At 29.9% G+C, this 13,312-nt stretch carries 13 protein-coding genes and 2 pseudogenes; all 15 read left to right on the top strand.

Annotated features, from left to right (window positions below):
* Positions 1-934 precede the first annotated feature (934 nt).
* Complete coding sequence (locus tag B4L98_RS11100) at positions 935-1,588, top strand: MarR family winged helix-turn-helix transcriptional regulator (RefSeq protein WP_135836425.1); 654 nt, start codon at positions 935-937, stop codon at positions 1,586-1,588.
* Between the two features lie 11 nt (positions 1,589-1,599).
* Positions 1,600-2,004 carry a hydroxyisourate hydrolase gene (gene uraH / locus B4L98_RS11105; RefSeq protein WP_291049426.1) on the top strand — a complete coding sequence of 135 codons (405 nt, stop codon included), beginning with the start codon at positions 1,600-1,602 and terminating at the stop codon, positions 2,002-2,004.
* 9 nt (positions 2,005-2,013) lie between these two features.
* A complete protein-coding gene (locus B4L98_RS11110; protein ID WP_291049429.1) occupies positions 2,014-3,486 on the top strand; it encodes a phytoene desaturase family protein in 1,473 nt (490 codons plus the stop codon).
* Between the two features lie 6 nt (positions 3,487-3,492).
* Positions 3,493-4,328 (top strand): annotated as a pseudogene (locus B4L98_RS11115) (phytoene/squalene synthase family protein).
* Positions 4,325-4,783: a hypothetical protein gene (locus B4L98_RS11120; protein WP_125350626.1), complete on the top strand. Its 459-nt coding sequence runs from the start codon at positions 4,325-4,327 to the stop codon at positions 4,781-4,783. Before B4L98_RS11115 ends, B4L98_RS11120 begins: the two are co-directional and overlap by 4 nt.
* A 3-nt stretch (positions 4,784-4,786) precedes the next feature.
* On the top strand, positions 4,787-5,245 hold the full coding sequence (locus B4L98_RS11125; protein WP_291049436.1) for an SRPBCC family protein: 459 nt from the start codon (positions 4,787-4,789) through the stop codon (positions 5,243-5,245).
* A gap of 4 nt (positions 5,246-5,249) precedes the next feature.
* Positions 5,250-5,708 (top strand): sterol desaturase family protein, encoded by a 459-nt coding sequence (locus B4L98_RS11130; protein ID WP_221855914.1) that lies wholly within the window; start codon positions 5,250-5,252, stop codon positions 5,706-5,708.
* Positions 5,705-6,406, top strand: coding sequence for a lycopene cyclase domain-containing protein (locus B4L98_RS11135; protein ID WP_291078230.1), 702 nt, complete (start codon positions 5,705-5,707; stop codon positions 6,404-6,406). The genes B4L98_RS11130 and B4L98_RS11135 overlap by 4 nt, the downstream gene beginning before the upstream one ends.
* On the top strand, positions 6,396-6,953 hold the full coding sequence (locus tag B4L98_RS11140; protein WP_125350630.1) for a lipocalin family protein: 558 nt from the start codon (positions 6,396-6,398) through the stop codon (positions 6,951-6,953). The genes B4L98_RS11135 and B4L98_RS11140 overlap by 11 nt, the downstream gene beginning before the upstream one ends.
* Positions 6,943-8,241: a cryptochrome/photolyase family protein gene (locus B4L98_RS11145; RefSeq protein WP_291070010.1), complete on the top strand. Its 1,299-nt coding sequence runs from the start codon at positions 6,943-6,945 to the stop codon at positions 8,239-8,241. The genes B4L98_RS11140 and B4L98_RS11145 overlap by 11 nt, the downstream gene beginning before the upstream one ends.
* Positions 8,242-8,637: 396 nt before the next feature.
* Positions 8,638-9,666, top strand: a complete 1,029-nt coding sequence (gene hemH, locus B4L98_RS11150; RefSeq protein WP_280050373.1) for a ferrochelatase — start codon at positions 8,638-8,640, stop codon at positions 9,664-9,666.
* 572 nt (positions 9,667-10,238) lie between these two features.
* Positions 10,239-10,402, top strand: a pseudogene (locus B4L98_RS14755) (IS982 family transposase); the annotation flags it as partial.
* A 212-nt stretch (positions 10,403-10,614) separates the two neighbouring features.
* Positions 10,615-12,738 carry a catalase gene (locus B4L98_RS11160; RefSeq protein ID WP_291078231.1) on the top strand — a complete coding sequence of 708 codons (2,124 nt, stop codon included), beginning with the start codon at positions 10,615-10,617 and terminating at the stop codon, positions 12,736-12,738.
* A gap of 39 nt (positions 12,739-12,777) precedes the next feature.
* The gene (locus B4L98_RS11165) at positions 12,778-13,011 is read left to right on the top strand and encodes a hypothetical protein (protein ID WP_038330331.1); all 234 of its coding nucleotides are present in this window, start codon (positions 12,778-12,780) and stop codon (positions 13,009-13,011) included.
* Positions 13,012-13,015: 4 nt separating this feature from the next.
* Positions 13,016-13,312 (top strand): pyridoxamine 5'-phosphate oxidase family protein (locus tag B4L98_RS11170; protein WP_291078232.1); only part of this gene is annotated, 297 nt, incomplete at its 3' end.

Here is a 13,312-nt window from a genome sequence, read left to right on the forward strand (position 1 = left end):
GCGATGAAAAATAGTGGAGAAGAGGAGTAGGTATTTTTGAAAATATAAAATAAATTGAGAAGCTGAATTCATTTCAGCTTCTTATTATCGTCAGTCAGAGTGGCGTTTGCAAAACGTTGTATCGAAGACTTAGACGATAAATAACGAATGACAAAACCCGTTGTTAAAAGTGAATTTGAATATTAAAAAAGAATGATAAAAATCCGACGATTTAGGATCGAAATGCAATTCAATTCTAAATTATTGGAATAAAAAAAGTTGAGGTGTCTGAACGAAGTGAGTTATCAACTTTATGGAAATAATTTATTTAGTTGAATCATTGAGAGACTACTGTCGGCATCTTTTTTGTTTCGTTTTTGTGTCAAGACTTCCCCGAAGGGTATATGAATTCATTTAAAAACAATTAGTAACTCATGAATAAAAATGAAAAGAAGAGATTCTTTGGCAGGCTTAGAATGACATCAATCAAATTGTTTTTAAATAAAAAACCAAATTGTCAAGCTGAATTCAGTTCAGCTTCTTATTATCGTCAGTCAGAGTGGCGTTTGCAAAACGTTGTATCGAAGACTTAGACGATAAATAACGAATTATAAAAACCCAACGATTTAGAATCGAAATGACAACGAATTTGAATTAGAAAAGAGGATGAAGAAACCGGCATTAATACTCTCACGTTAAGAAAATGTTTGAATAACGTTAAAAAGGTTTTAGCCCGTAGGGTTTTTAAAATCTTTAGTGAAATGAGAATATTTTTAGTAGAGAGGTTTACAGCCAAGTCTTGCTTGTGACGAGTCTGCCGAAGTATTGATAAGTTAGAATTATACATATAAAATTACATTGTTTTTTAATAAGCTCGGATATTATTTTTAATATATAGTATAATAATATTCTTTATTTGTTTTAAAATAGTATATTTGTAAACTAAATATTGTATATGAATTTCCAATTAATCAAAGATGTAGTTGATTTAATAGAAGAGTTTGAAAAAGAAAATACGTGTAATGCTAATGCTTCTATTGATGATTTTAAAAAGTGGATTATTTTAAATAATCATCTAGAAAGTTCTTGTGATGTTCCTCATTGGATCGGAAAAGAGAAAATGAGATCGCCTGAAAGTGTTATAAGTACATTACTTGTTCATATGAATAGGTATGCGAAAAGTTATTCAAAATCTGCTATTATAGGATCGGATTTTTCATCTCAAGAAGATTTTATTTACTTAATCAATTTAAAGGCATTTGGGGAGATGACAAAAATGGATTTGATAAAGAAAAATGTGCATGAAAAACCAGTAGGGATGCAAATTATAAATCGATTAATTGCTAAAGGTTGGGTAGATCAAGCTTCATCTGAGCTGGATAAAAGAAGTAAAGTTATTCAAATTAGTTCAGTAGGTTTAGAAGTTCTTGAAGAACAAATGGATAAAATTAGGCTTGCGACACAAATTGTAGCAGGTAATTTAACTTATGTTGAAAAAATGGAATTAATAAATCTACTTCATAAACTCGAAGAATTTCATCAAGCAATCTATGAAAAGAATTTTGAAACAGAATCTCTATTAAAAGAGGCTTACAAACATATTAATTAAATACAACTAGTATGAAAAAGAGTATATTTTTCTTTCTACTTATCTGTTGTTCGTTGTTTTGTTTTTCGCAAACGAAAACGTATCAATTGTCCAGCCATATTTTAGATAACTCTACAGGAGAACCTGCACCATCTGTTTCAGTTACATTAGAGAAAATGAATGTGGACAATTCGTGGACTAAGGTAAGTACACAAATAACAGATAAAGATGGTAGAATAGGGAATTTTTTACCTTATGGTCAGAATAATGACGGTGTTTATAAACTCGTATTTCATATTCAATCTTATTTTGATAGTAAAAAATTGCAAACATTTTATCCTTTTATCGAGATTGTTTTTCGTATTAAAGGGAATAAGCATTTTCATGTACCATTGACTGTATCTCCTTATGGTTATTCTACATATAAAGGAAGTTAAAAACGAGATATGAAAAAAAGAATAGCCATTATTGGATCTGGATTTTCTGGTTTATCAGCTGCTGCTTATACAGCAAAAGAAGGACATGAAGTACATGTATTTGAGAAACATAATCAGCCAGGCGGAAGAGCAAGACAATTAAAAACAGAAGAAGGTTATGTATTTGATATGGGACCTAGTTGGTATTGGATGCCAGATGTTATACAAGATTTCTTTGAGGATTTTGGTTATGCCACTTCTTCCTTTTTTGAATTGATATCGTTAAATCCTCAATTTGAGATGATTTTTTCTAACGAAAAATTAGATGTACCTGAAAATTTTGAAGCACTAAAAGAAACCTTCGAAAAAATAGAGAAAGGAGCTAGTTTTCAATTAGAAAACTTTATGAAATCTGCCAAATTTAAATATGAAGTAGGAATGAAGGATTTTGTACATAAACCTTGTACTAATTGGACTGAATTTGTATCTATTAAAATTGCTAAAAATGCTTTGAAATTGGATTTACTTTCTAATTTCAGAGCATATGTTGCACGATATTTTAAAGATAAGAAATTGAGAGCTTTGATGGAGTTCCCAGTTATATTTTTGGGCGCATCTCCTGAAAAGATTCCTGCATTGTATAGTTTGATGAATTATGGCGGTTATGTATTAGGTACTTATTATCCTAAAGGAGGTTTTTATCAGCTGGTATTAGCAATGAAAAAAGTAGCAGAAGAACAAGGGGCGCACTTTCATTTTAATTGTAATGTTGATAAAATAAATGTAAAAGATAAAAGTGTAAGTTCACTTGTAATAAATGGTGAAATCTATGAATTTGATGAAGTGATTGCTTCTTCTGATTATCATCATACAGAAACACTTTTGAACGCAGAATATAGAAATTATACGGCTGACTATTGGGAAGAAAGAACATTTGCTCCATCTTGTCTGATTTTTTATCTTGGTTTTAATGAAACTATTCCGCATTTAAAACATCATACACTATTCTTTGAGCATGAATTAGATCTACATATAGATAGCATATACGAAAAGAAAAGATGGCCTGAAAAACCTTTGTTTTATGCTTGTTGTCCATCAAAAACTGATCATTCTGTTGCACCAGAAGGGAAAGAAAATTTGTTTTTGCTAATGCCGATTGCAACAGGAATAGATGACAATGAATTTGTGCGTCAGAAGTATTTAATGGAAATGCTTTCACGATTAGAAAAGCATACAGGTGTTGTAGATTTGCAATCTAAAATTGACTTTAAAAGAAGTTATTGTGTCAAAGATTTTGTGTCAGATTATAATGCTTATGGTGGTAATGCTTATGGATTGGCTAATACACTTAATCAAACAGCAGTATTAAAACCTAAAATAAGAAATAAAAAGCTAAAAAATTTATTTTATACCGGTCAGTTAACTGTTCCTGGACCAGGAGTTCCTCCCTCTATTATATCCGGTAAAATAGTGGCCAATGAGATCAACAAAATAAAAAAGTAATTCTATATGAAACAATTATTTGATGAGCTTTCTTATTCGGTGAGTAAGATGACAACTCAAAAATATAGCACAAGTTTTTCTTTGGGTATTCTTGCCTTAAAACCTTCTATTCGATCGGCTATTTATGCGATTTATGGTTATGTAAGGTTGGCAGATGAAATCGTAGATAGTTTTCATGGATATAACAAAGAGAAGCTTTTAAAAAGATTGAGAAAAGAAACTTTACATGCATTAAATGAGAGGATATCGCTTAACCCCATCTTACAATCATTTCAAGAGACTGTAAATAATTATAAGATTGATAAAGAGCTTATCGATCAGTTTTTGAGTAGTATGGAAATGGACTTGCAACAAATAGAATATGACTCGGACTTATACAAAACCTATATTTTAGGTTCTGCTGAGGTAGTAGGACTCATGTGTTTACAGGTTTTTACAGATGGTAATAAAGATAAGTATGCAGAATTAAAACCTTATGCGATGAAATTGGGCTCTGCTTTTCAGAAAATTAATTTTCTTCGAGATTTGAAAGAGGACTATCATATTTTGGGAAGAACTTATTTTCCGAATGTGGATATAAGTGGTTTTGATAATAAGATAAAATACGCAATTGAAAAAGAAATAGAAGAAGAATTTGATGAAGCGTTGATTGGGATTAAAAAACTTCCAGCTTCTTCAATTTTTGGTGTTTATCTAGCATATAAATACTATCTTTCTTTGTTTAAGAAGATCAAAAAAAATCATCCAAAGAAATTTTAAATGGAAGAATTAGAATAGCTAATTCTGAAAAAGTTTTTGTTGCGTTTAAAAGTTACATAAGATATAAAGCTGCTTGGTTATGATTAAAATGTTAGGGTTTCTCATGGTGGGATTTTTAGGTTTTATAAATCACACTGAGGTAGTTCTAGAAGAGCTAAGGGCTAATTATGCTAAGTTATCTAATGACAAAGAATTATGTGCAAATGTAATAGTTGAATTGGACGATATAAAAAATAAATCTGCTATTTATTTGGGTTATTTAGGTGGTGCTCAAACAATTAATTCCAAGCATGTGTCTAATCCATTAAATAAGCTTAAAACTTTTAATAAAGGTAAAAAGAATATAGAGGAGGCTATACGTATAGAACCTGAAAATTTAGAATTGAGGTTTATTAGATTATCAGTACAAAAAAACGCACCCTCATTTTTGAACTACTATTCAAAGGTTGAAGAAGATACGCAAATTTTATCAGAAAACAGGCGTAAAATAACGTCTATAAATTTGCGTAGAAATATTGAAAAAATTTTAAACGAATAAGTGATGAAGTACCGTTTGTATAGAGAACAACAGTTGTATTGTGATATTGATACAGCTTGGCAATTTTTTTCTTCTCCAATGAATCTTTCGGAAATTACACCTAAAGATATGGCTTTTACAGTTTTGTCAGAAGATCAGGATCAGCCAATTTTTGAAGGTATGCTCATCGATTATACCGTTTCACCACTATTAGGTATTCCTCTAAAATGGCAGACAAAAATTGTTCAAGTAGAGCAACAGCAAAGTTTTACAGATTTTCAACATAAAGGACCATATAAATATTGGAAACATTTTCATGAATTTATTCCTAATGAAAATGGAGTTTTCATGAAAGATACAGTAGAATATGAGCTTCCTTTTGGAATTTTTGGAAATATTGTTCATTTTCTTTTGGTGAAAAAAAAGTTGAATAATATTTTTGATTATCGTCAGCACGTATTAAAGAAATTATTTAATAAGTAGGTGTATGAATTTATTTTTGGTGTTGCTAGTATTTGTGCTTATGGAGCCTGTTACATGGTTTATTCATAAATATGTGATGCATGGATTTTTATGGTTTCTCCACAAAGATCATCATGACCATAGCCATAAAGGATCAGTTGAAAAAAACGATTATTTTTTTGTGATATTTGCGATTCCGACTATTGCTTTGATGTATTTTGGTTCGCTCAATAGTTATAATTACTTATTTTTTGTTGGGGTAGGAATTATGCTTTATGGCATGGCGTATTTTTTTGTGCATGATGTTTTTATTCATCAACGACTGAAATGTTTTAGTCGAGTAAAAAATCCTTATTTTCTAGCGCTACGAAGGGCTCATAAACAACATCATAAACACCTTAGTAAAGAAAATGGAGAATGTTTTGGATTTCTTTATGTTCCTTTCAAATATTTTAAAATGTATTTTAATTCTGCACAAAAATGATGTCATATACGTATATTTTGATTTTATTTTTTACAATAATCATTTGTTTCATATCATCCTTTGACTCTCGTATTCTTTTTAACCGTCATTTTGGTTCATTTATAAAAGCTGCATGTGTAGTAGCTATTCCATTTATAGCATGGGATATTTGGTTTACATCTTTGGGTGTATGGTGGTTTAATACTGATTATACACTTGGTTTTGTAATAGGAGGCTTACCCATAGAAGAGTGGTTATTTTTTATTTGTATTCCGTTTTCATGTGTATTTACCTATTTCTGTTTTGATAAATTTTTTAAATTAGATTGGCTTTCGAGTTTTAATAACCTTATTGTTTTTTTTAGTTTGATTGTTTGTTCAATCGTCGCTTTACTATATTATGATAGAATTTATACCCTATTAACAGCTGTTATAACATTGGTTGTTTTATTCTACTTACATTTTGTTCGTCGTGTAGATTGGATAGGAAAAGCTTCGTTTGTTTTCACTATTCTTATGCTTGGTTTCTTTCCTGTAAATGGTATTCTAACAGGTACAGGATTAGAGTCGCCAATTGTAAATTATAATCCTGATGATTTTTTGGGAATCAGAATGGGAACTATACCAATAGAAGATGCTGTGTATGGATATACGCAATTTCTTTTAGTTCTCTATTTTTTTAAAAAATTTAAATCAAAATCTCATGAAAATGAAAAATAAAATACTATTGAAAACAGCTTGTATAGGATTGTTAATATTTTCCAATTCATGTTCCTCTATTCCTAAAAAGGCAGAAGCTGTTCGAAATTTTGAAGTTGATCGATATTTAGGTACTTGGTTTGAAATCGCTCGTTTAGATTTTCGTTTCGAGAAAAACTTGGATAATGTCTCCGCTAACTACACTTTTGATAAAAAAGGAAATCTGGTAGTTTCAAATAGCGGATTTAATAAGGATAAACAAGTATGGAAGCAAGCTATAGGTAAAGCAAAATTTAGAGACGGTAAGCAAATAGGAAAGCTAAAAGTAAGCTTCTTTGGACCTTTCTATGCTGGATATAACGTAATTGCTTTGGATGAAAACTATCAATATGCATTGGTTATAGGTAAAAATCTAAATTACTTATGGATTTTATCTAGGACGAAAGATATTCCAGATAATATTAAAACAAACTTTCTTGCATTAGCTTCAGAAATTGGTTATGATATATCCAATTTGATTTGGGTAGAACATAATCGAAATGATAATCCATTTTTAAATGAAAAATAAAATTTCCATTTTTTGGTTTCGAAGAGATCTTCGTTTAGAAGATAATGTTGGGCTGTACCACGCTCTTTCATCTGGAATTCCTGTGTTACCTATTTTTATTTTTGATGAAGATATTCTACGACAACTGGATGACAAGAAAGATAGGAGGGTGGATTATATTCATCAAGCGCTTCAAAATATTAATGATCAATTAAAATCCTTTGGGACAAGTCTCCATGTATATTATGGTGATCCTTTCAAAATTTTTCAGCAACTTTCTACAGAGTTTGCTATTCATTCTATATTTTGTAATCGTGATTATGAACCTTTGACAATTAAAAGAGATACTTCGATTTACAATTATTTTAAGTTATATAACATTTCGTTTAAAGCATTTAAAGATCAGGTAATTTTTGACAAGAAAGATATTTTAAAGAAAGATAGTTCTCCTTATACAGTATATACGCCGTATGCAAAAAAATGGAAACAAATTTTGAAAACAGAAGATTATAAATGTTATAAGCCTGATTACAGTAAATTTTTGAAAACAGAATTCAAAACGATTCTTTCACTGAAAGAAATTGGTTTTTTAAAAACATCAATTTTATTCAAACAGCCAAAGCTAGATAAGGAAATTATTCAAAATTACCATAAATATAGGGATCATCCTGCTTTACAATGTACGACCCAATTAGGTATAGCTCTTAGATTTGGAACGATTAGTGTACGAAAATGTGTTGCGTTAGCGATAGAGCTAAATGAAACATGGCTAAATGAATTAATTTGGAGAGAATTTTTTATGCAAATACTCTATCATTTTCCATATGTTGTTCACCAACCTTTTAAGGCAAAGTATAATGCTATTAAGTGGAGGAATAATGAGCAGGAATTTAAGCTATGGTGCGATGGGAAAACAGGTTATCCTATTGTAGATGCAGGAATGAGAGAGCTTAATCAAACTGGTTTTATGCATAATAGAGTAAGAATGATAACAGCAAGTTTTTTATGCAAACATCTACTCATAGATTGGCGTTGGGGAGAGGCTTATTTTGCATCAAAACTAAACGATTATGATTTGTCTGCAAATAATGGTAATTGGCAATGGGTTGCTGGATCAGGATGCGATGCGGCACCTTATTTCAGAGTCTTTAATCCAACTCTTCAGACAGAAAAATTTGATAAAGAATCTCTTTACATCAAAAAGTGGGTCTCAGAATTTGAAACTGATGATTATCCTTCTCCTATAGTTCCTCATAATTTTGCTCGAAACAGAGTTTTAAGCATTTTTAACGAAGCATTCAAGGAGTAAAATGAAAGAATAATAATGATTTAAAATATTAAACGATTATAATATATTTTTCCACATTTTCTGCTTTTGAAGAATTAATATCAAAACTTCACTACAAAGTATCTACATCCATACTGAAATTTCAAGCTGGATTCAATTAATCACCTTATTGTCTTTAGTAAAAGTGAGGTTTGTAAAAACTTTCTATCAAAGATTTAGATTAAAAATAATGAATAATAAAAACACTTATGGACAAGAGTATTTTGATTGTTATAAAACAATTATAAATATTTCCGATTTGTAAATGTTGTAATGCATTAATATACAAATTTCATTTAAATTGTAAATAGAGTTGCATGTTTATACATTTTTTTAATTATTTATTAAAAAAAAATAGTAACCATAAAAGTAAATAAATTGAGTAAAAAAGGAATATTATTAGTTAATTTAGGATCACCTAAATCTACATCCGTAAATGACGTAAAAGAATATCTTGGAGAGTTTTTAATGGATGAAAGAGTTATTGACTATAATTGGATTCTAAGAACACTTTTAGTAAAAGGAATAATTCTAAATACAAGACCATCAAAATCCGCACAAGCTTATGAGAAAATTTGGACAGATGCGGGATCTCCTTTAATAGTCATTACTGAAAAAATAAAAAATAAATTACAAAATATTGTTGATATACCTGTTGAAATAGGAATGAGATATGCTGAACCTAGTATAGAAAATGGAATTTCTAAACTAGTTGAGAAAGGAGTCAATAAGATTGTACTATTTCCATTGTATCCTCAATATGCTATGAGTACAACAGAATCTGTAGTAGAGAAATCAGAAAAAGTAAGAAAAGAAAAATTTCCATTTGTTAAAATAAATTATGTGGAACCATTTTATAATAAAGATATATATATAGATTGTCTTGTTGAAAGTATAAAAGACAAGTTTTCGAATGATTTTGATGGGCTGTTATTTTCTTACCACGGTATCCCAGAAAGACATATTTATAAAACAGATCCTACAAGGACTTGTAATTTAAGTGACTGTTGTGATAGAGAATTTAATCCAAGTCATCAATTCTGTTATCGTCATCAATGTTTTGAGACAACAAAAAAAGTTATAGAAAAATTAAATTTATCTCGCGAAAAAACAATTGTTTCATTTCAATCTAGACTAGGAAAAGATAAATGGATTGAGCCATATACAGATTCTACTTTAAAAGTTTTACCATCAAAAGGAATAAAAAAATTGGCAGTTGTTTGCCCTGCATTTGTATCTGATTGTTTGGAAACTCTAGAGGAAATAGCAATGGAAGGAAAAGAAATATTTATTGATAATGGGGGAGAAGCTTATGAGTATATTTCATGTCTAAATGATAATGATTCATGGATACATGTAATCAAAACTTTATGTGAAGAAAAAATAGATGATTTTTATTTATTATAATCTTAAACATTTAACAATTATAGATTAAATTCAAATATTCTACATAGACTTTTAATTGTTAAAAGTGATTCTATCAGTTATTAGTATGCTATTAAGCTAATAGATCTAAATTTTGCATATAAGATTCTTAAAATGTTTTTAAAAGATTAGCTATTTACAGAGAAGTGTATATAAATCAAAAATATTAATATAAGAATGATTCTGTTATAAAGGATTTATAATAGAACCATTTTCATTTTTTACAAAACAATTGCTAAGCGCAAAGCGAAAGAAATTTATATATCAAATTGGTATATAGTTTCAAGAACAATGTTTATTATTGTTGTTCTTATAGTTTGTTATTTACTTCTGGCAAAATGGAATGGGAGAAACTATAATGCAGGGTTATTATTGTTGTATTTCATCACTTCGTAGACAATAAATATAATTATTTTAGTATTGATTTCAGTATTTCATATGGAGTTTTTCCTTTAAATGATCCATGTGATCTATTGAAATTTAGCTGGTGTTTTCCAGGGGATTGATATCAATCCCGCATCTGTTTATGATATTCATTTTTTGAATGATATAAATCTCAACTATGCGATCAGTTTATGATTAGACGCAATTATGCAACGACTTTTGAAAGGTTTAAAACCAGAATTCCAGCTAAAATTACTACACTAATAGTGATTCAGTACATTAATAAAATTACTTTAATTGAAATATTAAAAATCTAAAAACTCAAATTATTTAAAATTCACAAGGGGTTATTTAAATAGTTTATTGTTTTTATAAAGGTGCTTTTTTATCATTTTAAGAAAAAAATGGCACTCTAATTGATTTATGTCATAATAAATTTATGTATAATATAAATAAATAACAATAAAGCTATAAGTTTTGTGTTGATTTTATTTTTTCTTATTACGTTCTATTCGTCAATTCTAATTCATTAATTAATATTAGCATATGAAAAAATCAAAAAAATCAGACCTTAAATCAGAACAAATGAGTCAATTTACAATTGATAATTCGAATCAAAAATTGACGACTAATGATGGTGTGTCTATCTATGATAATAATAACACCTTAAAAGTTGGAGATAGAGGGCCTTCTCTACAACAAGACCATATCTTTTTTGATAAAATGGCTCATTTCGATCGAGAGCGTATTCCCGAACGAGTAGTTCATGCACGTGGAAGTGGTGCACATGGAATATTAGAGATTCATGAAGATATATCTGAATTTACCCATGCGAAATTTTTACAAAAGGGGATAAGTACACCTCTTTTTACTAGATTTTCAACAGTTGCAGGCTTCAAAGGTTCTACTGATTTAGCTAGAGACGTAAGAGGTTTTTCAGTTAAATTTTATACAGAAGATGGTAATTTTGACCTTGTAGGTAATAATATTCCTGTATTTTTTATACAAGATGCTATGAATTTTCCTGATTTAGTACATGCTGTTAAGCCAGAGCCAGATAAAGAAATTCCCCAAGCTGCTTCAGCGCACGATACGTTTTGGGATTTTATTTCATTAATGCCTGAATCTGCACATATGATAATGTGGGCGATGTCTGACCGAGCAATTCCTCGAAGCCTTAGAATGATGGAGGGGTTTGGTGTACATACATTTAAATTGATTAATGAGAAAGGTAAAGCAACTTTTGTTAAATTCCATTGGAAACCTAAATTAGGAGTGCATTCTGTTGCGTGGAATGAAGCTCAAAAAATATCAGGATTTAATTCTGACTTTCACCGTCTAGATCTATGGGAAGCTATTGATGAAGGAAATTTTCCGCAGTGGGATTTAGGTGTTCAGCTAATTCCTGAAGAAGATGAATTAAAATATTCTTTTGATATCTTGGATGCTACGAAATTGGTTCCAGAAGAATTAGTTCCTGTAAAAATCATTGGAACGATGACCCTTAACCGCAATCCCGACAATTTTTTTGCTGAAACTGAACAAGTGGCTTTTGACCCTGGAAGAATTATCCCAGGTATTGATTTATCTGATGATCCTTTATTGCAAGGTCGTATTTTTTCGTATATGGATACACAGAATTATAGATTAGGTGGAGCAAATTTCCATGAAATACCTATTAATAGATCATTAAACCAAAAGCATAATAATCAAAAAGATGGAACAGGGAGAATTGATATACTGAAAGGAGGTGTAAGTTATTTTCCTAACAGCAAAGCTTCTGGTTGCCCATATCATGCAATGTTAAAGGGAGAGGAAGGTTTTCAATCTCATGAACAAAAGGTAGAAGGGAAGAAAGTAAGGGCTAGATCTGATTCTTTTGCTGATCATTTCTCGCAAGCAACTTTGTTTTTTAATTCTCAATCCAAACCAGAGAAACAACATATTATAGATGCTTTTAGTTTTGAATTGAGTAAGGTTTCTGATCCAAAAATTAGAGAGCGACAAGTGGCTATTCTTTTTCAAATTGATAAAACTTTAGCGCAAAAAGTAGGAGATAGTCTTGGTATTATCCCTCCAAAAAAGTTGGATGAACTTACATTAAGTTTTGCAAGGCAAAATCATCCCAATTATCCTCTGAAGCCTAAAAAACAAGAAATAAATTCATCTGATGCACTGAGTATGAAAGTAAAAGAAGGTGAAGGTACTATTAAAACTAGAAAAGTAGCCTTTTTAGTGGATAATGGTGTTTCTAAAAAAAGTGTAGATCAATTAAAAAAAGCATTGGAAAAAGAGGGAGCTCAAGCGGTATTAATTTCATCTAAAGTAGGTGAGCTAACTTATGAAGAAGGAAGTAAAGAAAATATTTCCCATAGTTATCTTACAGATCCTTCAGTTTGTTATGATGCCGTTTATACACCATCAGGTAAATCAATTGAATCTTTAAAATCTAATCCAGATTATTATGAATTTATTAATGATTCTTACAGACATTGTAAAATATTAGCATTTGCTAAAGGTGCAGGTTCGTTAATGGATAATTCGTTTGTGAAACCTGATAGAGGAGTGATTTTAGAAGATGAAAATGAGAAGTGGATTGTGGATTTTATTCAAGTAATGAAATTACATCGTATTTGGGACCGTGAAGAAGAAAGGAAGGTTCCTTCATAATAAAATGTTTAACGTGATATAAATATAAAATTTAGACGAATGATATTACAACTTAGTCCTACAATACTTGTTGATACCCCTATTGGTAGAGGCCATACTATTTTTATAATTGATTATGGTATGCATCAAAATTCATGTTGGGTTGTAACGATGGAAAAAAATGGCATTGTAAAACATTTTGATAGCAATGACATTATAGTTTGTACAAATTTTACTTTTCATATCAATGAGGAGAAAAATTGTTTTAATCACAATTCAGAAATAAAAAAATAAAATTATGGGAAATGCACAGTCACCGACAGAAAATTTGAGCGGAAATAAAGCCATTGAAAAGATAAAATCTATTGCTGAAACTGCCCAAACTTGCTTTTTTACCACTAATATTGACGGTAATACCACAAGTAGACCAATGGCTCTTCAAAAAGTAGATGAGGTTGGTAACCTCTGGTTTTTGAGTGATGTTCGTTCACTGAAAAATGATGAAATTGAAGCCAATCCTAATGTAGAACTGTATTTTATGAATAATTCTAAATACGAATACATCTTTATTAAAGGAAAAGCCAGTGTTTCAAAA

It is taken from the genome of Empedobacter sp. UBA5528, from assembly GCF_002426075.1.
Lineage (GTDB): Bacteria > Bacteroidota > Bacteroidia > Flavobacteriales > Weeksellaceae > Empedobacter > Empedobacter falsenii_B.

What these genes read in the sequence shown, in the direction of transcription:
- B4L98_RS11110 (WP_291049429.1), top strand. Translation starts at nt 2,014, where the DNA reads ATGAAAAAAAGAATAGCCATTATTGGATCTGGATTTTCTGGTTTATCA.
- B4L98_RS11160 (WP_291078231.1), top strand. Translation starts at nt 10,615, where the DNA reads ATGAAAAAATCAAAAAAATCAGACCTTAAATCAGAACAAATGAGTCAA.
- B4L98_RS11145 (WP_291070010.1), top strand. Translation starts at nt 6,943, where the DNA reads ATGAAAAATAAAATTTCCATTTTTTGGTTTCGAAGAGATCTTCGTTTA.
- B4L98_RS11120 (WP_125350626.1), top strand. Translation starts at nt 4,325, where the DNA reads ATGATTAAAATGTTAGGGTTTCTCATGGTGGGATTTTTAGGTTTTATA.
- B4L98_RS11140 (WP_125350630.1), top strand. Translation starts at nt 6,396, where the DNA reads ATGAAAAATAAAATACTATTGAAAACAGCTTGTATAGGATTGTTAATA.
- B4L98_RS11100 (WP_135836425.1), top strand. Translation starts at nt 935, where the DNA reads ATGAATTTCCAATTAATCAAAGATGTAGTTGATTTAATAGAAGAGTTT.
- uraH (WP_291049426.1), top strand. Translation starts at nt 1,600, where the DNA reads ATGAAAAAGAGTATATTTTTCTTTCTACTTATCTGTTGTTCGTTGTTT.
- B4L98_RS11130 (WP_221855914.1), top strand. Translation starts at nt 5,250, where the DNA reads ATGAATTTATTTTTGGTGTTGCTAGTATTTGTGCTTATGGAGCCTGTT.
- B4L98_RS11165 (WP_038330331.1), top strand. Translation starts at nt 12,778, where the DNA reads ATGATATTACAACTTAGTCCTACAATACTTGTTGATACCCCTATTGGT.
- B4L98_RS11125 (WP_291049436.1), top strand. Translation starts at nt 4,787, where the DNA reads ATGAAGTACCGTTTGTATAGAGAACAACAGTTGTATTGTGATATTGAT.
- B4L98_RS11135 (WP_291078230.1), top strand. Translation starts at nt 5,705, where the DNA reads ATGATGTCATATACGTATATTTTGATTTTATTTTTTACAATAATCATT.